The sequence below is a fragment of the Lysinibacillus sp. NPDC059133 genome, assembly GCF_042755925.1.
Lineage (GTDB): Bacteria > Bacillota > Bacilli > Bacillales_A > Planococcaceae > Lysinibacillus.
The window spans coordinates 15,766-36,361 of the sequence record NZ_JBHZDH010000055.1 but is presented as its reverse complement, the minus strand read 5'-3'; the positions used below and the strand labels follow the sequence as shown (position 1 = coordinate 36,361).

General features: G+C 35.9%; 37 protein-coding genes and 1 pseudogene. 1 reads left to right on the top strand and 37 read right to left on the bottom strand.

Annotation, left to right across the window (positions count from 1 at the left end; translation table 11 throughout):
* The 25 genes and pseudogenes from ACFXN8_RS21920 to ACFXN8_RS21800 form a co-directional block, all read right to left on the bottom strand.
* Positions 1 to 858 (bottom strand): annotated as a pseudogene (locus ACFXN8_RS21920) (hypothetical protein); the annotation flags it as partial.
* Positions 859 to 1,017: 159 nt separating this feature from the next.
* Complete coding sequence (locus tag ACFXN8_RS21915; RefSeq protein ID WP_386847647.1) at positions 1,018 to 1,488, bottom strand: hypothetical protein; 471 nt, start codon at positions 1,486 to 1,488, stop codon at positions 1,018 to 1,020.
* Positions 1,489 to 1,746: 258 nt separating this feature from the next.
* Positions 1,747 to 2,007, bottom strand: coding sequence for a hypothetical protein (locus ACFXN8_RS21910; protein ID WP_386847646.1), 261 nt, complete (start codon positions 2,005 to 2,007; stop codon positions 1,747 to 1,749).
* A 133-nt stretch (positions 2,008 to 2,140) separates the two neighbouring features.
* Positions 2,141 to 2,734, bottom strand: a complete 594-nt coding sequence (locus ACFXN8_RS21905; protein ID WP_386847645.1) for a phage tail protein — start codon at positions 2,732 to 2,734, stop codon at positions 2,141 to 2,143.
* The gene (locus ACFXN8_RS21900; RefSeq protein WP_386847644.1) at positions 2,734 to 3,147 is read right to left on the bottom strand and encodes a hypothetical protein; all 414 of its coding nucleotides are present in this window, start codon (positions 3,145 to 3,147) and stop codon (positions 2,734 to 2,736) included. The genes ACFXN8_RS21905 and ACFXN8_RS21900 overlap by 1 nt, the downstream gene beginning before the upstream one ends.
* On the bottom strand, positions 3,144 to 3,545 hold the full coding sequence (locus ACFXN8_RS21895) for a hypothetical protein (RefSeq protein WP_386847643.1): 402 nt from the start codon (positions 3,543 to 3,545) through the stop codon (positions 3,144 to 3,146). Before ACFXN8_RS21895 ends, ACFXN8_RS21900 begins: the two co-directional genes overlap by 4 nt.
* Entirely contained in the window at positions 3,508 to 3,891 is a 384-nt protein-coding gene (locus tag ACFXN8_RS21890; protein WP_386847642.1) for a phage head-tail adapter protein, read from the bottom strand. Before ACFXN8_RS21890 ends, ACFXN8_RS21895 begins: the two co-directional genes overlap by 38 nt.
* Positions 3,881 to 4,168 (bottom strand): phage head-tail connector protein, encoded by a 288-nt coding sequence (locus tag ACFXN8_RS21885; RefSeq protein ID WP_386847641.1) that lies wholly within the window; start codon positions 4,166 to 4,168, stop codon positions 3,881 to 3,883. Before ACFXN8_RS21885 ends, ACFXN8_RS21890 begins: the two co-directional genes overlap by 11 nt.
* On the bottom strand, positions 4,168 to 4,485 hold the full coding sequence (locus ACFXN8_RS21880) for a hypothetical protein (protein WP_386847640.1): 318 nt from the start codon (positions 4,483 to 4,485) through the stop codon (positions 4,168 to 4,170). The genes ACFXN8_RS21885 and ACFXN8_RS21880 overlap by 1 nt, the downstream gene beginning before the upstream one ends.
* Before the next feature lie 22 nt (positions 4,486 to 4,507).
* Positions 4,508 to 5,695, bottom strand: coding sequence for a phage major capsid protein (locus ACFXN8_RS21875; RefSeq protein ID WP_386847639.1), 1,188 nt, complete (start codon positions 5,693 to 5,695; stop codon positions 4,508 to 4,510).
* Between the two features lie 37 nt (positions 5,696 to 5,732).
* Positions 5,733 to 6,458: a head maturation protease, ClpP-related gene (locus ACFXN8_RS21870; RefSeq protein ID WP_386847638.1), complete on the bottom strand. Its 726-nt coding sequence runs from the start codon at positions 6,456 to 6,458 to the stop codon at positions 5,733 to 5,735.
* A gap of 1 nt (position 6,459) precedes the next feature.
* Positions 6,460 to 7,611, bottom strand: coding sequence for a phage portal protein (locus ACFXN8_RS21865; protein ID WP_386847649.1), 1,152 nt, complete (start codon positions 7,609 to 7,611; stop codon positions 6,460 to 6,462).
* An 11-nt stretch (positions 7,612 to 7,622) separates the two neighbouring features.
* Positions 7,623 to 9,272, bottom strand: coding sequence for a terminase large subunit domain-containing protein (locus ACFXN8_RS21860; RefSeq protein ID WP_386847637.1), 1,650 nt, complete (start codon positions 9,270 to 9,272; stop codon positions 7,623 to 7,625).
* Entirely contained in the window at positions 9,259 to 9,789 is a 531-nt protein-coding gene (locus ACFXN8_RS21855; RefSeq protein ID WP_483869467.1) for a P27 family phage terminase small subunit, read from the bottom strand. The genes ACFXN8_RS21860 and ACFXN8_RS21855 overlap by 14 nt, the downstream gene beginning before the upstream one ends.
* A gap of 124 nt (positions 9,790 to 9,913) precedes the next feature.
* Complete coding sequence (locus ACFXN8_RS21850; protein WP_386847635.1) at positions 9,914 to 10,222, bottom strand: hypothetical protein; 309 nt, start codon at positions 10,220 to 10,222, stop codon at positions 9,914 to 9,916.
* A gap of 2 nt (positions 10,223 to 10,224) precedes the next feature.
* Entirely contained in the window at positions 10,225 to 10,488 is a 264-nt protein-coding gene (locus tag ACFXN8_RS21845; RefSeq protein WP_386847648.1) for an HNH endonuclease, read from the bottom strand.
* Positions 10,489 to 10,547: 59 nt separating this feature from the next.
* Positions 10,548 to 10,757, bottom strand: coding sequence for a hypothetical protein (locus ACFXN8_RS21840; RefSeq protein WP_386847634.1), 210 nt, complete (start codon positions 10,755 to 10,757; stop codon positions 10,548 to 10,550).
* Positions 10,758 to 10,775: 18 nt separating this feature from the next.
* Complete coding sequence (locus ACFXN8_RS21835; protein WP_386847633.1) at positions 10,776 to 11,057, bottom strand: hypothetical protein; 282 nt, start codon at positions 11,055 to 11,057, stop codon at positions 10,776 to 10,778.
* A 58-nt stretch (positions 11,058 to 11,115) separates the two neighbouring features.
* Complete coding sequence (locus ACFXN8_RS21830; RefSeq protein ID WP_386847632.1) at positions 11,116 to 11,787, bottom strand: hypothetical protein; 672 nt, start codon at positions 11,785 to 11,787, stop codon at positions 11,116 to 11,118.
* A gap of 137 nt (positions 11,788 to 11,924) precedes the next feature.
* Positions 11,925 to 12,161 (bottom strand): hypothetical protein, encoded by a 237-nt coding sequence (locus tag ACFXN8_RS21825; RefSeq protein ID WP_386847631.1) that lies wholly within the window; start codon positions 12,159 to 12,161, stop codon positions 11,925 to 11,927.
* Positions 12,162 to 12,329: 168 nt separating this feature from the next.
* Positions 12,330 to 12,746: a sigma factor-like helix-turn-helix DNA-binding protein gene (locus ACFXN8_RS21820; protein ID WP_386847630.1), complete on the bottom strand. Its 417-nt coding sequence runs from the start codon at positions 12,744 to 12,746 to the stop codon at positions 12,330 to 12,332.
* Positions 12,747 to 13,040, bottom strand: coding sequence for a hypothetical protein (locus ACFXN8_RS21815; RefSeq protein ID WP_386847629.1), 294 nt, complete (start codon positions 13,038 to 13,040; stop codon positions 12,747 to 12,749). It lies immediately after the preceding gene.
* 160 nt (positions 13,041 to 13,200) lie between these two features.
* Entirely contained in the window at positions 13,201 to 13,755 is a 555-nt protein-coding gene (locus ACFXN8_RS21810; protein ID WP_386847628.1) for a site-specific integrase, read from the bottom strand.
* A 6-nt stretch (positions 13,756 to 13,761) separates the two neighbouring features.
* On the bottom strand, positions 13,762 to 13,938 hold the full coding sequence (locus tag ACFXN8_RS21805; protein ID WP_386847627.1) for a hypothetical protein: 177 nt from the start codon (positions 13,936 to 13,938) through the stop codon (positions 13,762 to 13,764).
* A 141-nt stretch (positions 13,939 to 14,079) separates the two neighbouring features.
* Positions 14,080 to 14,712, bottom strand: coding sequence for a hypothetical protein (locus tag ACFXN8_RS21800; protein ID WP_386847626.1), 633 nt, complete (start codon positions 14,710 to 14,712; stop codon positions 14,080 to 14,082).
* Between the two features lie 114 nt (positions 14,713 to 14,826).
* Between ACFXN8_RS21800 and ACFXN8_RS21795 the strand changes: the two genes are divergently transcribed.
* Positions 14,827 to 15,180: a hypothetical protein gene (locus tag ACFXN8_RS21795; protein ID WP_386847625.1), complete on the top strand. Its 354-nt coding sequence runs from the start codon at positions 14,827 to 14,829 to the stop codon at positions 15,178 to 15,180.
* Between the two features lie 152 nt (positions 15,181 to 15,332).
* Here the strand turns inward: ACFXN8_RS21795 and ACFXN8_RS21790 are convergent, their stop codons facing one another.
* The 12 genes from ACFXN8_RS21790 to ACFXN8_RS21735 form a co-directional block, all read right to left on the bottom strand.
* Positions 15,333 to 15,512, bottom strand: coding sequence for a hypothetical protein (locus tag ACFXN8_RS21790; protein WP_386847624.1), 180 nt, complete (start codon positions 15,510 to 15,512; stop codon positions 15,333 to 15,335).
* 79 nt (positions 15,513 to 15,591) lie between these two features.
* The gene (locus ACFXN8_RS21785; RefSeq protein WP_386847623.1) at positions 15,592 to 15,843 is read right to left on the bottom strand and encodes a hypothetical protein; all 252 of its coding nucleotides are present in this window, start codon (positions 15,841 to 15,843) and stop codon (positions 15,592 to 15,594) included.
* Positions 15,831 to 16,238, bottom strand: a complete 408-nt coding sequence (locus ACFXN8_RS21780; protein ID WP_386847622.1) for a hypothetical protein — start codon at positions 16,236 to 16,238, stop codon at positions 15,831 to 15,833. Before ACFXN8_RS21780 ends, ACFXN8_RS21785 begins: the two co-directional genes overlap by 13 nt.
* Positions 16,239 to 16,266: 28 nt before the next feature.
* Positions 16,267 to 16,977 (bottom strand): hypothetical protein, encoded by a 711-nt coding sequence (locus ACFXN8_RS21775; protein ID WP_386847621.1) that lies wholly within the window; start codon positions 16,975 to 16,977, stop codon positions 16,267 to 16,269.
* A gap of 206 nt (positions 16,978 to 17,183) precedes the next feature.
* Positions 17,184 to 17,321, bottom strand: coding sequence for a hypothetical protein (locus ACFXN8_RS21770; protein ID WP_370079089.1), 138 nt, complete (start codon positions 17,319 to 17,321; stop codon positions 17,184 to 17,186).
* The gene (locus ACFXN8_RS21765; RefSeq protein WP_386847620.1) at positions 17,311 to 18,273 is read right to left on the bottom strand and encodes a hypothetical protein; all 963 of its coding nucleotides are present in this window, start codon (positions 18,271 to 18,273) and stop codon (positions 17,311 to 17,313) included. Before ACFXN8_RS21765 ends, ACFXN8_RS21770 begins: the two co-directional genes overlap by 11 nt.
* On the bottom strand, positions 18,257 to 18,919 hold the full coding sequence (locus ACFXN8_RS21760) for an ORF6N domain-containing protein (protein ID WP_386847619.1): 663 nt from the start codon (positions 18,917 to 18,919) through the stop codon (positions 18,257 to 18,259). The genes ACFXN8_RS21765 and ACFXN8_RS21760 overlap by 17 nt, the downstream gene beginning before the upstream one ends.
* Before the next feature lie 71 nt (positions 18,920 to 18,990).
* On the bottom strand, positions 18,991 to 19,128 hold the full coding sequence (locus ACFXN8_RS21755; RefSeq protein WP_386847618.1) for a hypothetical protein: 138 nt from the start codon (positions 19,126 to 19,128) through the stop codon (positions 18,991 to 18,993).
* Between the two features lie 81 nt (positions 19,129 to 19,209).
* Positions 19,210 to 19,419 (bottom strand): hypothetical protein, encoded by a 210-nt coding sequence (locus tag ACFXN8_RS21750; protein WP_386847617.1) that lies wholly within the window; start codon positions 19,417 to 19,419, stop codon positions 19,210 to 19,212.
* A 119-nt stretch (positions 19,420 to 19,538) separates the two neighbouring features.
* Positions 19,539 to 19,904: a hypothetical protein gene (locus tag ACFXN8_RS21745; RefSeq protein WP_386847616.1), complete on the bottom strand. Its 366-nt coding sequence runs from the start codon at positions 19,902 to 19,904 to the stop codon at positions 19,539 to 19,541.
* Positions 19,905 to 19,960: 56 nt separating this feature from the next.
* Positions 19,961 to 20,293, bottom strand: coding sequence for a hypothetical protein (locus ACFXN8_RS21740; protein WP_386847615.1), 333 nt, complete (start codon positions 20,291 to 20,293; stop codon positions 19,961 to 19,963).
* 17 nt (positions 20,294 to 20,310) lie between these two features.
* Positions 20,311 to 20,577, bottom strand: coding sequence for a helix-turn-helix domain-containing protein (locus ACFXN8_RS21735; protein WP_036164188.1), 267 nt, complete (start codon positions 20,575 to 20,577; stop codon positions 20,311 to 20,313).
* Between the last annotated feature and the right edge of the window lie 19 nt (positions 20,578 to 20,596).

Below are 20,596 nucleotides of genomic sequence, written 5' to 3'. Positions count from 1 at the left end.
ATCTCGCACAGCCTGTCTAACGGTTTCTCTTGATGATTCAGGTACATCAAAGGAAATCTTAATAGATGTATCCAAACTAGAGCTTTCTAATGCTGCTGATACTGCTGTGCCTACCCCAATAGCCGCACTCGCTGCACCTGCCATAGACTTTAAGCTATCCTTTAGACCATTTACTTCTTTCTCCGCTTCATTTGCTTCTTGTCCCAATCTAGCTAAATCCTGTCGAACATGTTCAACCGATGATCCACTATCTAACGAACGAATGGACGCTCGCAACTCAGTAATATCACGACCTGCGTTTAATGATGAGCGCGCGATTTTATCGAATGCAGTATCTAATTCTTTTGCACTGGCAGAACCATTTTGGATAGCTCTTGTTAAATCTCGCCCTAATAAATCAGAAAAATCACCAACCGATTGGCCAGTGACTGCAAATAAATTTTGTAGTTGTCGTAAAGACTCCTCTTGATCAACTTGAGCTTGCTTGGCACGTTGTAATGCTTGTTCTGTTCCTGTGATGGCATTTGCTGCTTGTTGTTCAGCAATTTGATTACGCTTAAGCTGTTCCTCTAGTTTTTTGGCTTCCTCTGAATTTTCACCCCATAGATTTTTTGCACGTGCTAAAGTTGCTGTGGTTTCTTCTGTTTTACGCTTTGCCACTTCATAAATTTGTTGTAAACCACTCATTTTCGCCTCTAACTTTTCAGTCTCAGAAGCATTATGTTTCATCTGTTCTTGCTGGAGCTTCATCTGTTGACGTAATGATGTGGTTTCTTTGTTCATTTCCGTCATTGATTTATTAAATTCTTGGTTAAATGCCTTGAAGGTTATTTTGACTTCGTTGTTATTGTTAGCCATATATTCACTCTCCTATCAGGCTATTACTCCACCCATCAAACGCCAGTTTATTCGCATAAATACGCTCTACTGTTGCTATTGGACCATGCCAAAAGGTTTCTGGGTCGATGCCTGCTATTAATACGTAGAGTGTGTAGAGATCCTCCACATGCTTGATGACTAGCTTTGGTGGTGTTGTTTTTTTTTGGACTTTTTCGATTGTTTGTGTAAAGCTTTAGCAAATTCATTTGATTCATTCAATAATCCAACAATCAAATTAGCATAAAGTTGGATTGTATCTGTTAATGGATAATGGTACTTTTCTAAAAATTCATCAAAGGATAATCCAAGATTTTTATTGGCGCCAGTTGCAGCTAGATAAATAACAGCAATTAATTTTTGCTCATCAAAAGCATTCAATAACTCAAGGGAAGCTTCTTCATCTGATTGAATAATAAGTGTTTCAAGTCCCTTTATTTTCAATAAATCCTCAAATAAACTCGATTCTAATAAGCCTGTATCATAACCTTTTTTCACAGCAGCGTTCGTTAAAAAGGCTGGGTACACTTTCGTGTTAACAAATCGCTTTTCAAATTCACCGTCTACCTCTACAACTTCTACCTCTTTTAACTCGACCTTTTGAATTTTCATGTAATTCTCCTCCATCTATTAAAAACACCTCCATGTTTGGAGGTGTTGGTTTGGAATATAGTTTGATTAAAAGTAATTCTAAGAAATGAAAAGAAAGCAAATTGAATAAAGATTGTTCAGCATGCTTTCTTTTTTTGCAATTTAGTATTAACTTTTTTATAAAAAAGTTTGAGGGTTTTTAGCAGCTCTTTTTCAACTAAAGCACCCTAGTTGAAGAAGCTCCCTCTCTTTTATTACATATTATTTACGATATGTGTATCAGTATATCTCTTCCCAACCAGTTAATTCAACGTGCGATTCGTCTGGAAGATCCGAATCCATGCTAGGGTCATCAATAACATCAACATTTACATTCATTCTTCCAATCGTTCCAGTAATATCTGACATTGACTCAAGATTTGATGTCAAACTGTCAAAAAATTCTTCTAATTCTTTTGTGGGAGTACCTTCGGGGACTTCAATCTCCATCTTTTGTTCGTATACTCGTGTCTCTTTTAAGAATAATCTAATTGTTTTCATATCCATCTACCTTTCTATTTCACATAATGTGTCAAATACTACATAATTATATCTCTTATTCAACTAACCTGCACCGTTAGTTTAAGTAAATTCCTTCACAATCTTTTTTACAACCTTCAATAGGCGAAGCTCATTAAGGTGTATCTGGTTCAGTTTTTTCAACTAATTTTCGCGTGAAGTTTGTATGCCAAGTTTCTGCAATTTCTGGTTCTTCTAACTCAGCTGTAATCGCCTCATAGTAGAATTGGCCATGTGCATCAGCAACTGCACTAAATGCTAATTCAAGCATCGCTAACTCTTCTTGGGACGTATCAATGTTGATGGTAAAACCACCCGCATTAGATGCTTTAGGGAATGCAATTAATTTTGTGAGGTCTTCAAATTCATCTACCACATCAGCTGTAAATACAAAGTCTTTACCTAATGAATTAGAACCATAACTATAGATACCAGGCTTTAAATCCTCATTAGTTAAACCGAAATAGTCACGTAAAACTTGTACGGGTACATGGGCACTAACTGTTACATTTAGCTTTATTGTCACGGTTTTTTCCGCAATTGTTGCACGGCCACATTTTTTCGATAAAACAGTTGTCTCAGGTTCAGATGCAATCGTACCCACACAACCAAACTTTGTACCTGGTTCTTGATTGTTTCCTTTCCTAAATTGAATCGATGCGTTTTTGATATTCCACGCATCAAATTGCTCAATTACTTGTTTTGACATTATAAGCCCTCCTCTATTAATTCTTCTAACGCGCCATGTAATTTCTCTAAAATTTTAGGCGTTGATTTCTGTAATGAACGATCACTAAAATGCTGTGCCCAGGGATTCGAAGGTCCTCGACCTTCATCAGGGAAAACCAAGTAACCAAAACTACCTTTTTTATTGGCGGCTCCTCCCTTTGTTTTCACAACAAACCCCAAATTATGTTCCTCACTTGTTGACCAATTACTTTCTTTAGCGTGTCTCTTGTTGGCAACATTTGAAACGGGTAAAAGGTTGGACATTTCTTTTGTAGCAATCTCAATAGCATCCGTATGTAGCACTTTGTTAATGGCTTTCTCTGCCCGACCTGGTAACGTCTTAATTTTTTCTTCCAAAGAAGTTAAATCATCAAATTCAACTAGTGACCTCATAATTCAACACACCCAGTTACAATTCTGCGTTGATACAAAAATACAACTCTATCAACATAGTTATCTGTATCTTTTCTTTTTAATCTTTGTTTTTGTGTACGGTTCAAAGACATACGAGGTATATGAGAAAGTTTTGTAATAATATCAACAGTACGTTCGTCAATGTCGTCACGATTTTCTGAATAGTAATAGATAACTACATCTTGACTAATAGTCTTTTGATCATCATTTTTATTCATGTCACCTGTTTCATAAACAAAGAAATGATAGTTCTTTTTCTTAAACTGAGTTTCTTCATCCTCTGCTAGATCATCCTCAAAAACAGGAATCTCAAAGGTGTTTAAAGCTATAAGTAATGCGTCAATCTGTTCTTGCATCTTGATTTTCGTTTTGCTCATGTGCTCCCACCTCCTGCAAATAAAAATAGAGGTACATCTTTTCTCGATCCGAATCGGCCTTAATCACGTCATACTCATTGCCATCCACAATGACTTTTAATTTACTTTTATCAAATTTGCGTAAACTTGGAGGGCAGAGCGTGCGAATCTTCAAACTCAAAACACCGCTCAATACTTTGGCCATTTCATAATCTTCATCACGACACGACATTTCCTGATAAGCAAGCCGACCAATTGGCACAAATTTTTCACCAATTCGCTTTCCCTTTGCAGACCGTTCTGTTTCTTTAGTGCCGTACTGGATAAAACCATCATTTAAAACATCACGAATCTTCTTATTGGCCATTTTTAGCCCTCTTTTCTAATGCAACATGCATAATAAGGCGTTTCAATTCATCTGCAAAGTTCTTCTCAAACTCATCTGCTGCATTGTTGTAAACATAACGACAACGCTCGAGTAATAGCTCTGTTTCCCACTTATCCAATTCAAAAGCAAAAGCCTTACTCGTTAATTTCTCGAAGTAAGACTTTGCTCTATTAATGATACGTTCTAATTCAGCATCTTCATCATCCCATGTAATACGTAATCGATGCTTTAATTCTATAAGCAGTTCATTCATCATTATTCACCGCTTTTTAATGCATTTTCCGCTTCGATAGCTTCCTCTTTACCTTTTACTTTAGTGCCGTTAGAAAGCTCATAATAGCCTCTTCCTGTGTGCTTTGGAAACTCTGCCACTTGTTCTTTATGTTCTTCCTGCTCGTTAATCGTAACTTCTGCAAGATAGATTTTTTTGTACTCAGGATGCACACCTGTTAAAAAATACACACGTTCCTCATTTGCTGTAAAACCTTCAGCTGGATATGTGTCACCTGCTTTATACATATGACCATTATGTTCAAGCGCTTTAAATGGATTTACTACTTTTGCTGTAATCATGTTCGTTTCCCTCCCAAATTAGTTAAGGTGTGTCTGGTGTATTTGTAGTGGCTGTGTTGTTGATAGCCATATTTGTAATATCAAATACGATGAACGAATCATTATCAAGTGGACGACCGTTTGTTAATTGACGAGTTAAATATAAACGCTGATCTTCAATTAAGCGTAATACGTCTGTAGATTCTAATTTTGTTTCACCAGCTACTCCCATGAAATAATCTTTTGGTTTACCGGAAATCATTGTATTCAAAGGTACAGCTGGCGATTGAATGATTTCCAAACCAGGAATAGCAAAATTATTATGTGTCCAAGAACCGTCATCACGTTGCTTTGCCCCATACGCAAATAATTTTGTCGCATAATCGAACGGGTTAATGATTAATGATACGCCCGTATAACTACGTGTACCTCCTTTTGTTGTTGGTGCCAAGATTTTTTCACCGATTTCTTGAGGTGTGAAAACATCCAAAATTACTTTGGCTTTATCTGGATATGCACCATCCACAATAGCACCTGCTAAATTTTTTATCATACCAATCGGTTGTTTTTTACCGGTCCCTTTAACAATGACATTTTCTAACTCTGTTGAAATAACTTCTGTTAAAAATGCACGTACATAACGATCTAACCATTCAGGCCCAAGTTCGAACATTGCTTTGCAGACAACTAAAAATCCAGAAAGTTTATACATACCTTGCTCGATTGTTTCAAATCCATGGTCAACCATTTCTTTGATTTCATCGCATACATCTCCCCAAAAGGCTGTTGTTGCCCCTTCCTTACGCACTACCCATTGCGTATTTGCACCAACACGCTGAAAATTAACACGTGACAATAATGGATGGTCCATTGCTAAATCTTCGAATACACGTTCATATACAGTTGGTGGTACAAATGTAGCTACACCGTCAAATGATTGTACATCAATTGCAGCGTTATAAAATTTCTTCTCCTCTGTCGTCAATGTACGTATGCCTCGTGATGCTAATACAGCATTGTCCCATTGTTGCTCGTTTGCACGATTAGCCTCGCGGATTGTCGTATTCATTAAATCTTGGAAGTGTAGCATATTACTTTCATAATTCTCAACAATTCGTGCTGCAACTTCGTTTGGATCAGCGCTTTCAAATGCTGCTTTTAGAGCAGCCACTTGAGCTTCTTTATTTTCGATAACTTTTGGTTCATTATCTAAATTTTTAATACCTGTCATATAAATGACCTCCTATTTTTGAGTAAAATAAAAACGCCTACTCATCTGAGTTGCGTTGGAAATTTGTTAAAATATTTTGTTTTGGCGCTGGCTCTCGTTTAAATCGAGCAAGAACGCTATTTTTAAATGCTTCTGCATCTGTTTTGGTTTTGTCGTCATCGGCTGGGTCTTCCACAACTGTAGATGATGCGAAACCAATAGCGATCGCTTCATCTGCTGTGAACCATGTTTCATTGTCCATCATAGTAGCTATTTCTTCCTTTGTCGCTTGAGCTTTAGATAAATATACATCAACAATAGACGCGTCTAGTTTGGTCAATAATTCAGCTTCTTTAGTTAAAGCTTCTTTGTTACCCCAAATGCCTGTCGAAGCATTATGAATCATCAACATCGAGCCCGTATTCATGATTAATTCGTCTGCAGCCATTGCGATTATTGAAGCTGCTGAACATGCCCAACCATCCACAATAATTTTTACTTTTGCATTATGATCCTTCAGACGATTATAAATCGTGATACCGTCAAAAGCGTCACCGCCAGGACTGTTAATACGAACCGTAATATTGTCAGTCGTTACATCTTTTAATAATGAATCAATGTCACTTGCAGAAATAGAATCGTACCACCAGCTTTCCCCAATGTCACCATAGATGACAATTTCAGTTGTGGACGCATCAATTTTTTTTGCGGATAGTTCCTTTTTAATTTCTGGAATTTGTTCAGCATATTGTTGATTTTTAAATTGCTTAAAACGATTTTTCATGTTAGGTTTCACCTCCTTTTAATGCGGTCTCTGCATCTTGATAATTCTTCGTAACATGACGCTTATCTCCAATTTCATCGTTCACAGGCTCATGCCCCAGTTCTTCTAGAATATTATTAATTGTATAAACCCCAATCGCAAACATTTTGTCAAAGGCTGTAGCCAATTGTACGATGTCTGTAATTTTGATTTTTGATGTATCAATTTTTAAAAATGTTCGGTTTAAATATTCATCTTTTGAATAGGCCTTACGATTAAATTCATCTTCCATCATTTCTGCAGGTGGATTAAGTGCAAACATAATAAAGTTGTCAGTTTGTTTATCAATATCCGCTAAGTCGCCTTTCAACAAACCACGTGGTACATGAAATGCCATCGCTACATAATTAAAAATATCATCCACAAGGTTACTTATATCTCTACTATCTATTGTTAAACCGGTTTTTGAATCTGACATGTCTTCAATCTCAAAACCATCTTGTAATTGGAAAGCAACACTTTTCTTGTCTGGATCAAACCAATTTTTCAATTGATTTTCAAACATGTCATCTATTTTTTTCTGCGTTTCATCATCCTGCGCCCTTAAATAATCACCTTTAACTAATACCCGCTTATTATTTTTTAGCTTGTAATAGCTTTTAGCAGCTTCAACCATTTTTCCGTGTGATTCATACAATTCATCGATTACCGATAATATTTTTGTATCTGTAAGTTTTAAACGAATTACTTCGAATTCTTTATATGTTCGGTTTAATGTGAGCTCACCGATCTGTATATTTGAATATACATTTTCATAAAAAGCATATTCCTTCACATCAAAACTATCAGCAATATAGAAGTTGTCATTTTCCATAATGATTAAGCATTCGTTTTCATAGATAAATTTCCGAATAGCTTTATGAAAGAATGCTGTTGCGTTTTGATTTTGATTTGGTTGTACATTCAAGGCATAATACATGTTTCCTCTATGCAATTTTCCTTCTTTATAGGTTTTTATTTCACATCTAGATAAAGCATTGGCGATTAAGTTCACACATGTTTCTACTGCTAACTTTTTATAATAATACTCCGCCGATAATTCATAGTAACAATCTTTTAAACTTTCTAATTGGCCGTTTTTAAAAAACTTTTTAACCCATTGCCACATACTTATTTACTCACCTCCTAGTAACTGTATGTTTTAAATGCTTTCGACACATTTTCAGCAGTTAAAGTTCGAGATTCTACAATTTCTAACTCAAATTGCAAAGCATGTAACAACGCAAAAAAGCCGTCAGTCTTTCTCATCTTCGGCTCGATTTTTTCATATGTTATGTTCCCTTTTCCATCAGGCTTTACATAAGTATTATTTGTATACCATCGCATCATTAGGTCATTTCCCCATATGATTTTTTCGTAGGCGAACATTTCTTCTATAGTAGGCTGTAACTTTGTATGTGTTGTTGTTCCACTGCGGGCAATATCAAGTGAAAAACCATAACTCTCAAATACTTCTCGCAAGTGATTGATTCGCATGATGTCACTAGCGATTTTTTTAATACGATAGTACTTGGATTGTTCAGCAAACCAAGTAGCGATTATTTCAGGTTTATTGGTTTCTTCATAAATGATGGTGACTAAACCCTGTTCTTTAGCAAGCTCAATATCGACAGCATAATTAAATAATTTTAATGACCTGTGATTAATAAATGTATGGTGCTTCCAATACCTTTTACCATCCTTCTTAAACAACAATCCAACTCCTACAAAATCTCGTGTATCTGCGTAATCAATACCACCTATACATTCAGCGCCTTTCAAGTCAGGAAATGGTTTGTTCGTTGCTTTAATCTTGTTCCAATCAGCAACTCCATCAGCAGATAATTGTGAAGGTTGATTCATGCGTTTTGTCATAAATTCGATTTTTGCAGATGGGCGATTCTGCATGCGATCATATTCTAACTCCATTTCAAGCATCAAATCAGGTAAATGCATAATCGATGGATTTGCTTTTTCCCACATTCGCTTTTCATGTACTTCTTCTGGATCGTCTAGTCTGCACATAAACGGAAATAAACGAGAATTTGGTATCTCGCCACGAAGTACTTGTTCTGCCTCTTCTTTCATCTGATCTAAAAATCCATCTCGAACATTTCCGTCAGTTGTTAAATAAATCCGACGAGCTCTTGGTACTTTCCCTAATCCAGATGTAAATACTTTAATATTATCTTCCGTTTCATAGGCGTGGATTTCATCGAACACAACAATACCTGGTCGGAATCCATCTTTTGTTTTAGCATTATTTGTATAATAGCTAACTTCAGATTTCGTTTTGATGTGACGAATTACTTGCCTTGTTTTTTTGAAATGTTTTTTGAATGTCTTCCAGTGATCTTCTAATACATCAAATAAATCGTTAAACGATGTCTTAGCTTGTTTTTCAGATGTAGCTACAATATCAATGTTGTAACCTCTTATTCCTTGTTTACCACTCATATGAAATGCAAGTGCTGCTAAAAATGCATTCTTCCCCGCTCCACGGCCCATATATAAAAGAAATTCATTAAAAACAAGTGAATCATCATCGTAAAAAAGTCCGAACATACAAGCAACCACGAACTTTTGCCATTTAAAAAGTTTGAAAGGAAAGTATTTTTCTATGGACTCAATCGCTTGATTAATAGCATTTTCATCAATCCACACATTTTCTTGTGTTAATTTCTGCTCTACTAGTTCGATTAATGCAGCCACATCTTTACTGACTAAAATTTCACCACTGCATACAGCATCGATGTAGTTGTCAATATGAACATTACTTTTTCTAGTAGTCATCATCCTCACCTTCTATTTTAATCTCACTTGTTTTAAGTCCCAGCTCGCTTAATATTTTAAGCATTTGTGCATTCGTTTTATTGAGCTCTCCAATACTATCATTTTTCTTTTCACCGCGAGCACCTGGAACTGTGACACCTCGCTCTCGAATATCCTCAATGAGCATGTTTTTCACATCCCACATAGCAAGGTAATCATCAACGAGATCCATAAAGTGTGCCTGGGTTGCTCCCATTTCAAAAAGTTGCTCTCGAAGATCCTTTTCTATCCTTCTACGCAACTTTTTATTACCTGGTACTAACTCAACGATTTCGGGTGCAATTGTTACCGTTTCTTGCCCACTTTCTTGTGTGCGCTGTTCCTTTTTTTCTTTCCAATTGTATCGTTTGTACCAGGATTTCACCGTATTTTCTTTGACGTTGTATTTTGCCGCGATGTCCTTATATTTCGTACCTTCAAGCCAATCCTCAAATGCTAATTCATGACTTTGCACCCTTACCGCCCACCTTTCCCATTGCATATTTATTCATCAACAATTTAGTGTGCATGTTGTCGCGCGGAAATCTGAAAAATATATTCATTCCTGAACCCTACCCGTTGAACGAATCCCTTAAAAAGACCGAAATTTTTTGACCGGGGGGTATTTATTTTACGTATTTTAAATGCTGATCTGCGAAGTCAATGATGTACCAAATTTCTTCGGCCGAAATCGATAACAGTTCACACGTGAATTGAAGTTTATCAGTTGATTTTAATTGCTCACGCACTTTATCAATCGTCATGTGCTTGCACTTACGACCATTGATACAATCTCTTATCTGTTTGTATCGATAGTAAGCGTAACGAGTAAAGGCGTTGAGCATGTCTCGCTCATACCAATCACGATACTCATTTATAACTGCAGCATTGATAACATCTGTATCATATGTCCATGTGCCATCAGTAAGTTGCATCTCTACCACCTCTCGTCATTTGCATATTTATATTTACGCGTTGATTCCAAACGATCGTGTACTTCGTTGTGGCATTTAATGCATAAGCATTGTAAGTTATTTAGAGTTAATGACAGATGTGGATGAGTCTTTACTTCTTTCATATGGTGAACATTCTCGGCCTTGTGATAGCGACCAGCTGCTTTACATAACTGACATTCATAGTTATCACGCTTCAAAGCTTCTTGTCGTAACTGCATCCACTCATTTGATTTATAGAACTTCATAAGCTCACCAGCAAGGATATGCTGTATCAGTTCTTGTTTACGTGCTTCTTTAACCAATCCTACTCACTACCTTCTAATCGTGTTGGCAGTTCTGATTCAGTTAACTTTGCTATAGCTGATTCAACATCTTGTAACGCTGTTAGTGTTTGATTACGTTCGCTTGTACATTCTGCTACTTCAATCCTTGCTCGTTCGATACGTTCATCCAATCGTACAACTTTCTTTTCTAGATTTATTTTTTGTTCTTCTAGAATTTGAATGGCATTCATTGTCCATCCCTCCACAATTTATTTTTTAGCTACAACTGGTCTACTTGGTGGTTTAGGTGCTCGATACAACCAAATACCATTAGCATCAAATATCTCTTTCGCTAAATCATCTAGGAATAAATAAGGTTCTCTATGTTGAAAATGTGTAACTATATCTTTTAACTTCCAAACTTCTTTCTTGCGACGTCTTATCAATACTGCATCCTGACTAGCTATATCACGTGCTTTACGTAATTTCCGTAATCTTTTATATCGTTGCTTTCTAGCTCTATGCACGCTTTTGGATACGGTTTTATGCATGCAACACACCACCTCTCAAGGCATAATAAAAAGCCACATTATAGTAATGTGACTATTTCTAAACTAAATCTTCAATTTGTTTTTGAATAATATTTATATGACTTTTTAAGTACCTATCAAATAATACGAGGTTCTCATTTCTTTCCAATATTATCTTTCGTAATCCTATTACTTTTCCTGCCAAATAACTATCTGAAATTCCTTCTAATCCTTCAATATCAATATACATGTTATTTATTTCCCTACTAAATTTTAAATAATCGGTAATGTATCCCTCTCTTAATATCTCATAGTTAATGCTATTAACATTATTAACTATCCAAAAAAGGTCTTTCTCTCTAAATTTTAGATTTGTACGCAATTCACTATCCTGGTAAGGAAAAGAATGTTGTTCAGTAAAAAATCTAACAAATTCCATTGCTTCATCATTTAAACGTTTTAGAATTACTAAATTGTGTAAAATACTTTCTTTTCTTTGTATTTCTTCTTTTTTCTTCTCGTGTTCTATTTGCTTATTCATTTGATATGTAGCAACAAAATATGCACCAAATGCCCCAGCTATGCCACCAACCATGCTTAACAAGCCACTAACAATAGCAATTCTATTAGGTTTTTCAAGTTCATTAACACCTATTTGAAATGCAATAATAGTAAGAACAATCACTACACCTATTGTTAATGCAGCTAATGCTATCAAAAATTTCACTAATAAATTCTCACTTTTATTCACTACAATACCCCCATAATTTACTAAATAGATAGTATCATGGGAATGAAATAATGACTACACTCCTATAAATTTGGCTCTTATCCGATGATTACAATTCATAATAAAAAGCCACACCTTGTTAGATGTGACTTCATATTTTACTTCACTTTTAAAAGTTCTGATTCTGTTTTAAGTATTTCTTCAATCTCAGGACTTAAATTACCTTTAGTTACTAATGGTTTATTAATTGTAGCTCCTGTATGAAATTCTTTTGCAATAAAATGAACTTCATCAGTATCCCCATGGTAAAAATATTTATATTCCCAGATAAATTCATCACCAGTTACATAAACGCCTTGGTTAGAAATACCGTAAAAACCTTTTTGTATAGACATATAATCACCTCCCATCTACCTATCTATCATAGGATAAATGGAAAGCTATGCCAATAATACAAATCTGATATAAAAAAAGACTACCAATTTAGTAGCCTCTCTATAGTGTTGACGTTTCCGCAAACGTCTATTTAGTTGGTATTGCCTGTTTCTTCATCTGTAAATATATCACGCTTTGACAAGTGCCGTTGTTACCTCTTTGTTACCTTGTGACACTACCTTACGAATATAGCCATAAGAATATCCTAACTTATCAGCAATCTCTTGATATGTCAGACCATCAATAAAACGCAATTTAGCAATTTTATATTCTAATCCTTCAAGCTTTTCTACGTTTTCACGAATCTCTTTTTCAATTGCTTGATAGTGTTCTAGCTTTTCTTCAAGTGAAGCAATGCGTCCATTCAAACGATCTGTTCGTTGTGAAGCTACATCAAGCCCATACTTCGCTGCACCTATTGAGGAAAATGGTAAATGCTCATTCTTGCCAATCCAATATTTCTTATCAACCTCAAGCATTTCAATTTCAGCTTTTACAATATCTATAATGCGTAATAAATCTGCATAGTTCTTCATGATTTCCATTTATACTCGCCCCTTAACTATTTTCTTGTTTTGTTTAAATAACTTCACTGCCAGCTCGTGTAATTCATCTATTGGCTTGTCCCTTAAAATATCCGATACGTCCGTTCCAATTACTTTTCGTTTACCAATACGAAAACCTAATTCATTCAACATTTTAGCTACTCTTGCTACATGTTCATGCAAGACATAAAGCTTAATAGCATGTTGCTCGAACGTTTCTGGAACATACCCTTCAACCATTTCGATATAGTCCTCTAACCTCTTTATTTGCTCTCTTGCTTCATCAATAGTCATTCTTACATTTGCCCCCCTCTACCGCACTTCAATAAATAGACTGGTGCACTCGTCCTTTATCACAAACTCTGTATTATCAATGCTTCAAGCCACTTCTTAATATGAGTACACGCTACTCTTTTTTATGTTGTACTGTATAAATAAAAAAGAAATTGTTTAATCATTTCACCCAATCAGGTTTAAAATTGTCCATTGCTTTATCTAATACATCTTGATTGATTCCTACATATCTCAATGTTGTTTCTGGTGAAGAGTGATTGAATAAAGCTTGTAATGCTACTATGTCTTTTGACTTTAAATAGAAATGATAACCAAATGTTTTGCGTAATGTATGAGTCCCTATTTCTCTTATTCCACATTCCTCTGCTGCTTTACGTAAGATTCGATAGGCTGTTGATCTATCGATTGGCCGATTGTCACCTTGTCTACTTCTAAATAGATACTCACCTTCACTCAAACATTGTATATAGCGTTGAACATCTTTCCTTATATATGGTGGAAAAGTGAATCGTTTTGGTTTGTTTGTCTTTTTTTCCACAATATCTATATGAGCGTATTGAACATCTTCTTTTCGAAGCTGTAACATGTCGGATATACGAAGACCAGCACTTATACCGATATAGAACAACATATAATCTCTTTCATTTATGCTTTTTAAATATTGAAGCATTGCATTTACCTTTTCTGGATCACGTATCGGCTGAACGACTTTCATTTATAATCACCCTTTCTGTCTAAATGCTCCATTTACTCTCTTGTAAGTGCTACGCCTTACTCCCATTAATTCTTCTATTTCTTTTTGACTCATCTGCTTATTAGGTTGGCGTCTTTTTGACGCTTGCCTTTCGACTTTTTTACTTAATCCCTTTTGTACCAACTCTGTTTGTAACGTCCTCATGTCATCCACTCCTTTAATAAAATAAAAAGAGACACCAACTAAACAGGTTATTAACCTGTCAGTTAGTGCCTCCGGTATTTTCCGTAAAGGCTTATATTTAATTGTCCTTTGCCTCTTCATTTCCTCATGATGTTCAGTAACTTAACATCCCGTACAAGCAATATAGCCAGGGTATAAATGAGCTCGATTTTGTAACACCCAATCGAATGTTACTTGATAACATTCACCGAATTCAGTTTGCCCTTCATAGTCCACACCAGCCATATTTGCTTCTTCATCTGTGATGTCACTTACATCCCAAAACATTGTATCTGTTAGTGGTACTTCTCCCCAATCATCAAATGCTTGCTTTAAATCATCCATAGGGACACCTGATTGGTCATGATAAAAAGCTAAAGCCTCTTCCTCAGAGTAGTGTGCAATCCACTGATAATCGTCCATACGGTATACTTTCATTTGCTTAATTTCAAAGTCTTTCTCTACTTCATCAAATTTTTGCAAACAACGTTGGAAAGCTGTTTTATGATCACAACCTTCTGTTTCATTTACTAAATTTACGGCTACTTCTACAAATTCTTGTAAAGTTTCTAACAATCTTTGCTCCTTGTACAAGTGGAAGTAAGCACCTCCGAAACTTACCTTTCCAGTCTCTTTATCGAGCCATATAAATGGTGTATCTGATTCATCTACTACAACCAACTTACCTTCGAAAACCTCATGTTCTTTAAATTTCAAATTATAAGCATCGTGCTTTGTTTCAAAATATTTACCCAAATTAATTCTCCTTTCTCCTGCACATTTTTTTCTTATAGAAATTATTTAATTTTTTAAAACTTTTTGTATTCCGATTCGTAGATATACTATCAACACTTACAAGGAGGAAATACAATGAAAAAAGCCAATTTAATAACATATCCTATTATTACTTTATTAATTTTCATAGGCGCAGAGTTAATTGGAGGTCCACTTTCTCTCTATAACTCATACCTCGAAACTTATGAAACCATCACAGAACCTATAACATTTGCAACTGATAATCCTTCACTATCTCTCCATTCTTTCAATCCGGAAGAGTATCTTGATAATTCAACAAATCAAGTTGTCACTAATACGTCTGAAGCAATAAAATATCGCCGTTCGCTTCCTTTAGGCATCTCCTCTTTAATGAGTGGTTTTATAGCGTTATTTTATAGAGAAAAGATTAATCATTTCTTGATAAAAGCTTTTAGATTTCTTGCTTGATTAGAAATAAATAAAAGAAAAATCTTCGGATTCTCGTATGAACACCCCCTTTGCTATAATTGTTCTGTGAATCATAAGGGATGAACTAAATTTAAAAGCTACGGTTGCTGCCGTAGCTTTATATTTTTGACGTAATGCGTGGTATTATCTTTCTATTTTTTAACTGCCCCAACACGTCTACGCTTGCTCTCACTCACTTCGAACACCTTGCCATGCTGCCACTGGATAGAATCTTGCCCGTACTCTTTAGGCTCTAAAATCTCTACAACTGCCCCTTGTTGTACGATGTATACTCCATCATCTAACGCACCCAGATTAACCATATTGCCCATATAAGCCCCTCCCTGTTATAATTGCTGTAGTGATTTAAGCGAGAGGCTTAATTGTAGGGCTACGGCTGCAACCGTAGCTCTACGCTATCCATTCCAATTCACGAACATCACATAAACTTACTTCCTCGGCAAATTGTACCGTCACTGTGCTTTTCTTCACTTCAACTACTATTCCGATTTTTCCTATCAAATTCTCACAATAATATTTCCTGTAATTATGAATTTCCCAATCAATGGATTCATCTAAAAGTTTAAGTTTCACCCTATCATGCTTTTGAATAGCGGCATTTTTAGGCACTATTGGGTAATCAAAGATGTTTAACTGCTGCATACTAAATCCTTTTTAGACACTGGACCACGTTTGTCAGTTATCCCTTGCCATATCTTCCACTCATTTAGTTCTTGAATAGTAATGCCGTAATGCTCTGCTATTTGATAGTTTTTCAAACCCATCTCTTGCAAATCCAAGTACCGATCTATCGTTAAAACCATGCCGTGCTCAGTCATTGATTCCGCTAATATGTCATCCTTATTTTTTTTACGCTGTTCTTGTGCATCATGGTGTTGGTTTAGGTTTAACAAACTCTTACCAATCTCATTGAACTTTATGAAGATGTCACACTTTTTGCAGCTTTTTGCATTACGATCATATCGATTTGGACAAATAACACAGTGCTGATTGTGTAAAGCATTTTGCTGCTTTAAAAGCTCAATTCTGCTACTCATACAACTTCCCTCCATCTACATTTAGGAATCAATCATATTCAGGATTTGATATTTCTAATTCAACATCTTCTTCATCAATGATTAACTTTGCACCACTCGCATAAATTTTGAATAATGTTTCTTCCAGTCCACTTAGACCTTTCATAACAGCTTTAATGTCAAATTCATCAATTGAGCGACTTCCTCCAAAACCTTCCTCATTGATTTTGACCGAATAAACTTTTCCACTTTCATCTACGTGCAATCTGTACTTGCAATTGTATTCACTAATATCTTCTCTAGCATCTAATGCAATCCACCACGCTCCGTAAGGCTTGTCTATGTGAAGTGTCATTTCATGGTATTTTTCATAACCAAGTTCATCTAAATCTTCAATTTCCTCTTTTAACTCTTTAACAATTTCTGATAATTTGTACTCTCGTTTCGAGTCAGATAGCAAACCTTCAATTTGATTTTTAATTTTAGCAACACCTTGATTTGTAATCTCGTCATCTAATTTGTCCTTAATAGCCTGTAAGATTAAATGATTGTATGTTGATAAATTTAAATCATTAAAATTGATTTGTAGTGCTTCTTTAGCTTTAGATTTAAGGTCTTTAGAGAAGTCACTCCAACTTCCAAATAAGTCCTTTACAACATCATTAACAGTTGATTCAACGTGCTTTTCTACAATCTCCTGAACCTTTCCTTCTGATTGCATTTTTGCTAAACTATCCATCACCATTTTATTTAAGTTCATTTAATACTCCCTCTTTCGTATTATTATTTTTGGGTTACTTTTGATTGTCTCTCCATCACGCAGCACCAATGACCGCTGTAGTGATGTCTTGTGAATTTGCCAACCATACGCCATTGTCGTTTTTCATTGTCAATAACCTTCTTTTGCAAGTCGTGTTGCGTAACTGCATTGACCACTTTACGTCCATAAAAATGATTACCCACTGCTTACACCACGCTCTCATTCATGCTCTTTTCCATTTGAGCATCATACATACGATTCAGTTCTTCGTCTGACAATTTATCAAGGTATTGCTCTGAATACCCTGTCATTAAGTGGAGAATAAAAACTAATTCATTTCGCACTCTCTTTAGCACTCCCTAACTTTTCTAATATTTTTTGACGTTCGGCTTCAAAATCTATTTCTTGACTGACCTCTACTGAACTTGAGTTTTCTTCATTACGTTTGTGGAACCAATCAGGTACAACTTCTTGACGCCCTTTACGGTAGCTCGATGTAGTTGCATTAGATTTAGCTTTATCAGCTTTAATTTGGCGTATAAGTGTTGTTGCCTTTTCACGTAGCTTTTTTGTTGAGAGAATATTAGTTTTCCAAAATGCATTGGCTTGTGACCAATCTATTAGATATTCGATTTGTTCAACAGTTCTGTTATCCTGTTCCATCATCAAGCGCATACTATCAGCCCAAGTATTCATGTTTGGTTGTTTAAAGCTTGGGTCATCAATCAATATTTTTTGATAGAGTCTATTAGCTAATTGGTAATGCACAGAAGATTCGTCGTAAACTCGTTTGCGACTGTTCCCTTTTCTCTGTGTATTCTCTGTAGTAGTCTCTGTGTATTCTCTGGTTATTGGTACCGCCATTTTGTCGGAAACGTTCACGTCATTTTGTCGGTTTCCTATCTGACAATTTGTCGTTTTGGAATCCGTCATTTTGTCGGTTTGCATTCCGTCATTTTGTCGCTTTGCTTTTTCATGCAGTTCTTGAAGTGTTTCGTATTTAATTCGATACCATTTTGTACGATCCATTTTAAGTTTGTTATAGTTGCCAGCAACAAGGATTTCTATGTCTTCGAGACTCTGAATAACACGTTCTAATGTACGTTTCGACCAAAAAGGAAACTCCTCATGCCACTCATCTATAGTTTTGTACACCCATTTGTGACCATCACGCACATTAGTTGATACACGCGACCAATAATGTACTTGTTGTAAAACGATTGCACTGTTTAACCCAATTTCTGAAGCAAGTGTTGGTAACACTTGCAAAGGGGGTTCATTAATTAATAGATTCATAGTTGTTCGCTCCCCACTGTTCAACAAACCGTAATGCGTCCTGTAATTCGTGTTGCTTAACGTCACGATAAGAGCCAACTTGATAGCGTTCTTTAATGGCTGACCATATTGCTCGAAATAGTGCTCTTCTGGCATCCTTTTCGTTCCCTGCCAGTTCAAAAACTCGTTTATTCACTTCTTTTCGCAAACGTAATTGTTCACCCGAATGCAATGTAACTTCTTGTAATCTCTGTTCCAAAGTTGTCACCCTACCTTCAAGTTTTTGATAATCAACTAGACTAATTGCCAAAGTTTGAGCTCGTTCATTCTGCGGCTTGTCTAACATTGTGTAATAGCTATCAATGAGTGCACGATAAGCATCTTTAGCCTGCTTGCTCTTAGAAAATTGGGCATGTAAAAAAGCTCCTTTTTCAGTCCAAAGATAGAGCACCGAAACGTATTTAAGGTTTACGTCATTTTGACGCTCACCTTTAAACGCTTTTAAATCTTCACCTGTTAGTGCAAAATAATGTACACCTAGTTCAAACTGATTCTGATTTCGTTGAAAGTTACGATTGATCGTCTTACTATCCGTTTTAAACGACTTCGCTAGTTGAGAACTTGTCAACACACGTACACTGTCATGTACAATGATTTCTGGTAACATGTATTATCCCCTTTCTTGCTGCTTCACTAGATTTTTGATATAATTTTGGTAATGTATTTTTCTTAACCTGCTTACTCGCATGCCAGTGCTTGTAAGCCTTTTTTATACCCACTTATAAGGGTAGCGTCATTTTGACGTGCGGCTCGGTAGATGCTCATATAACGCTCAACTGGCTTCATTGCCAACCATTCTTTCACATTGATTTTCACACGGACCACCTGCCTTTCTGATGCATTCGCATCATCGGACTCACAAGCATGTTGCTTATGAATCCTGTGACGAGAACGAAATCAGACAACTTCCAATTGATTCTCTAAATCTTCCACTAGTTGGATAGCATCTTTAAGTGCATTTACTCGACCCTTTTGTGCCAAATAATCCTTTTGATTACTCATAAACAAACAACTATCGAAAGCCTCCGCCACATCGACCGCATAATCTCGTAGCAACTCTTCCTCCTGCGCTAAAAATGTACTGAGCTTTTCTAAAACTTGTTCCATGTTAATTCCTCCTTTATTGACTTATATACAATTCTTGCCCATAATAAAGGGACAAGGTTTTTATTATATTTTTGAACTGTTCACCGACCAAAGTTACAGTTCAATCTTGATGCAGGTGCTCATCGCGCTTGCATTTTTTTATTCTCAACTTTTCGTACAGTCACCAAATGAATACCGTCCACTTCTGCAAATAGATATTCACTTTTCATTGGTTCGAATAAAGAAGGCTCAATGCGAATCTCCTTAACCTCTGCTGTTAAAACCTCAAAGTCCTCATACATAACTTGGACATGGCAAACTCCGTCGTAAAGATCGGTAGCTAATATACCTGCCGCTTTCGCCATTTCATGCTTTTCTTTTAACATCGCTAACAATTTATCCATGTCGAACTTTGAATAACACATATCTAAATTTGCATTAGCAAGCTTGTGCTCCTTGAATTTAGACTCTTCAAGAAAAGACATAAATGCTTTGATTTTCTCCAATCTATTTTCACCTCTACATATCTACTACTTTTTAATTAACCAGTAACATAAAGTAATCAAATTTCAGTAACATCCATTTCTATATCATCATCTTCACTAACAACTCGGATATTAATAGCGGGTTGGTGCATCGACTCATTTTTTTCAAAAATACTTTTCTGACCATTCAAATAAGGCATGCCATAACCTTCAATATATCCAGCATCCATACGACTGTTGTTAAATCTAGCTCTAAATTGAGCAATGTGTTTTGCATGTTCTTCTAATTTATAGAAATCGTAAAATACTTGACTGAAGTCATCCATCCATTTTTCGTTAATAACTTCATCATCTATTTCGATTACATATTTATCAGTTCTAACAACTTCTACTTCAAATTTTCTGATCAATAAAATCCCCCCTTTTTTCAAATAAACCAACAAGCAAATCCACCGATAATCGGAAGCAAAGTTTGCATGATAGTAAGTCCATCCACCCCCATAAAGAATGCGACAGCTACTTCTTGTGAGTTGGTTTGCTTAAACCAATCCAAGAAGGTCGAAGCATCAGGAACCTTGTTATCATTCTCAAATTTCGAAATACATGGTTGTGTACGATTCATGCGATGTGCCATTTCTTCCTGTGAAAACCCTGCACGTTCACGGCATGCTTGTAAAATGGCTCCTATTTTCATATTCTCACCACCTTCCACA

Excerpts from the sequence above, each read along its gene's own strand:
- ACFXN8_RS21915 (WP_386847647.1), bottom strand. The coding sequence starts at position 1,488 with ATGAAAATTCAAAAGGTCGAGTTAAAAGAGGTAGAAGTTGTAGAGGTA.
- ACFXN8_RS21910 (WP_386847646.1), bottom strand. The coding sequence starts at position 2,007 with ATGAAAACAATTAGATTATTCTTAAAAGAGACACGAGTATACGAACAA.
- ACFXN8_RS21905 (WP_386847645.1), bottom strand. The coding sequence starts at position 2,734 with ATGTCAAAACAAGTAATTGAGCAATTTGATGCGTGGAATATCAAAAAC.
- ACFXN8_RS21900 (WP_386847644.1), bottom strand. The coding sequence starts at position 3,147 with ATGAGGTCACTAGTTGAATTTGATGATTTAACTTCTTTGGAAGAAAAA.
- ACFXN8_RS21895 (WP_386847643.1), bottom strand. The coding sequence starts at position 3,545 with ATGAGCAAAACGAAAATCAAGATGCAAGAACAGATTGACGCATTACTT.
- ACFXN8_RS21890 (WP_386847642.1), bottom strand. The coding sequence starts at position 3,891 with ATGGCCAATAAGAAGATTCGTGATGTTTTAAATGATGGTTTTATCCAG.
- ACFXN8_RS21885 (WP_386847641.1), bottom strand. The coding sequence starts at position 4,168 with ATGATGAATGAACTGCTTATAGAATTAAAGCATCGATTACGTATTACA.
- ACFXN8_RS21880 (WP_386847640.1), bottom strand. The coding sequence starts at position 4,485 with ATGATTACAGCAAAAGTAGTAAATCCATTTAAAGCGCTTGAACATAAT.
- ACFXN8_RS21875 (WP_386847639.1), bottom strand. The coding sequence starts at position 5,695 with ATGACAGGTATTAAAAATTTAGATAATGAACCAAAAGTTATCGAAAAT.
- ACFXN8_RS21870 (WP_386847638.1), bottom strand. The coding sequence starts at position 6,458 with ATGAAAAATCGTTTTAAGCAATTTAAAAATCAACAATATGCTGAACAA.
- ACFXN8_RS21860 (WP_386847637.1), bottom strand. The coding sequence starts at position 9,272 with ATGATGACTACTAGAAAAAGTAATGTTCATATTGACAACTACATCGAT.
- ACFXN8_RS21855 (WP_483869467.1), bottom strand. The coding sequence starts at position 9,789 with ATGCAATGGGAAAGGTGGGCGGTAAGGGTGCAAAGTCATGAATTAGCA.
- ACFXN8_RS21850 (WP_386847635.1), bottom strand. The coding sequence starts at position 10,222 with ATGCAACTTACTGATGGCACATGGACATATGATACAGATGTTATCAAT.
- ACFXN8_RS21845 (WP_386847648.1), bottom strand. The coding sequence starts at position 10,488 with ATGAAGTTCTATAAATCAAATGAGTGGATGCAGTTACGACAAGAAGCT.
- ACFXN8_RS21840 (WP_386847634.1), bottom strand. The coding sequence starts at position 10,757 with ATGAATGCCATTCAAATTCTAGAAGAACAAAAAATAAATCTAGAAAAG.
- ACFXN8_RS21835 (WP_386847633.1), bottom strand. The coding sequence starts at position 11,057 with ATGCATAAAACCGTATCCAAAAGCGTGCATAGAGCTAGAAAGCAACGA.
- ACFXN8_RS21825 (WP_386847631.1), bottom strand. The coding sequence starts at position 12,161 with ATGTCTATACAAAAAGGTTTTTACGGTATTTCTAACCAAGGCGTTTAT.
- ACFXN8_RS21820 (WP_386847630.1), bottom strand. The coding sequence starts at position 12,746 with ATGGAAATCATGAAGAACTATGCAGATTTATTACGCATTATAGATATT.
- ACFXN8_RS21815 (WP_386847629.1), bottom strand. The coding sequence starts at position 13,040 with ATGACTATTGATGAAGCAAGAGAGCAAATAAAGAGGTTAGAGGACTAT.
- ACFXN8_RS21810 (WP_386847628.1), bottom strand. The coding sequence starts at position 13,755 with ATGAAAGTCGTTCAGCCGATACGTGATCCAGAAAAGGTAAATGCAATG.
- ACFXN8_RS21805 (WP_386847627.1), bottom strand. The coding sequence starts at position 13,938 with ATGAGGACGTTACAAACAGAGTTGGTACAAAAGGGATTAAGTAAAAAA.
- ACFXN8_RS21795 (WP_386847625.1), top strand. The coding sequence starts at position 14,827 with ATGAAAAAAGCCAATTTAATAACATATCCTATTATTACTTTATTAATT.
- ACFXN8_RS21790 (WP_386847624.1), bottom strand. The coding sequence starts at position 15,512 with ATGGGCAATATGGTTAATCTGGGTGCGTTAGATGATGGAGTATACATC.
- ACFXN8_RS21785 (WP_386847623.1), bottom strand. The coding sequence starts at position 15,843 with ATGCAGCAGTTAAACATCTTTGATTACCCAATAGTGCCTAAAAATGCC.
- ACFXN8_RS21780 (WP_386847622.1), bottom strand. The coding sequence starts at position 16,238 with ATGAGTAGCAGAATTGAGCTTTTAAAGCAGCAAAATGCTTTACACAAT.
- ACFXN8_RS21775 (WP_386847621.1), bottom strand. The coding sequence starts at position 16,977 with ATGAACTTAAATAAAATGGTGATGGATAGTTTAGCAAAAATGCAATCA.
- ACFXN8_RS21765 (WP_386847620.1), bottom strand. The coding sequence starts at position 18,273 with ATGAATCTATTAATTAATGAACCCCCTTTGCAAGTGTTACCAACACTT.
- ACFXN8_RS21760 (WP_386847619.1), bottom strand. The coding sequence starts at position 18,919 with ATGTTACCAGAAATCATTGTACATGACAGTGTACGTGTGTTGACAAGT.
- ACFXN8_RS21750 (WP_386847617.1), bottom strand. The coding sequence starts at position 19,419 with ATGGAACAAGTTTTAGAAAAGCTCAGTACATTTTTAGCGCAGGAGGAA.
- ACFXN8_RS21735 (WP_036164188.1), bottom strand. The coding sequence starts at position 20,577 with ATGAAAATAGGAGCCATTTTACAAGCATGCCGTGAACGTGCAGGGTTT.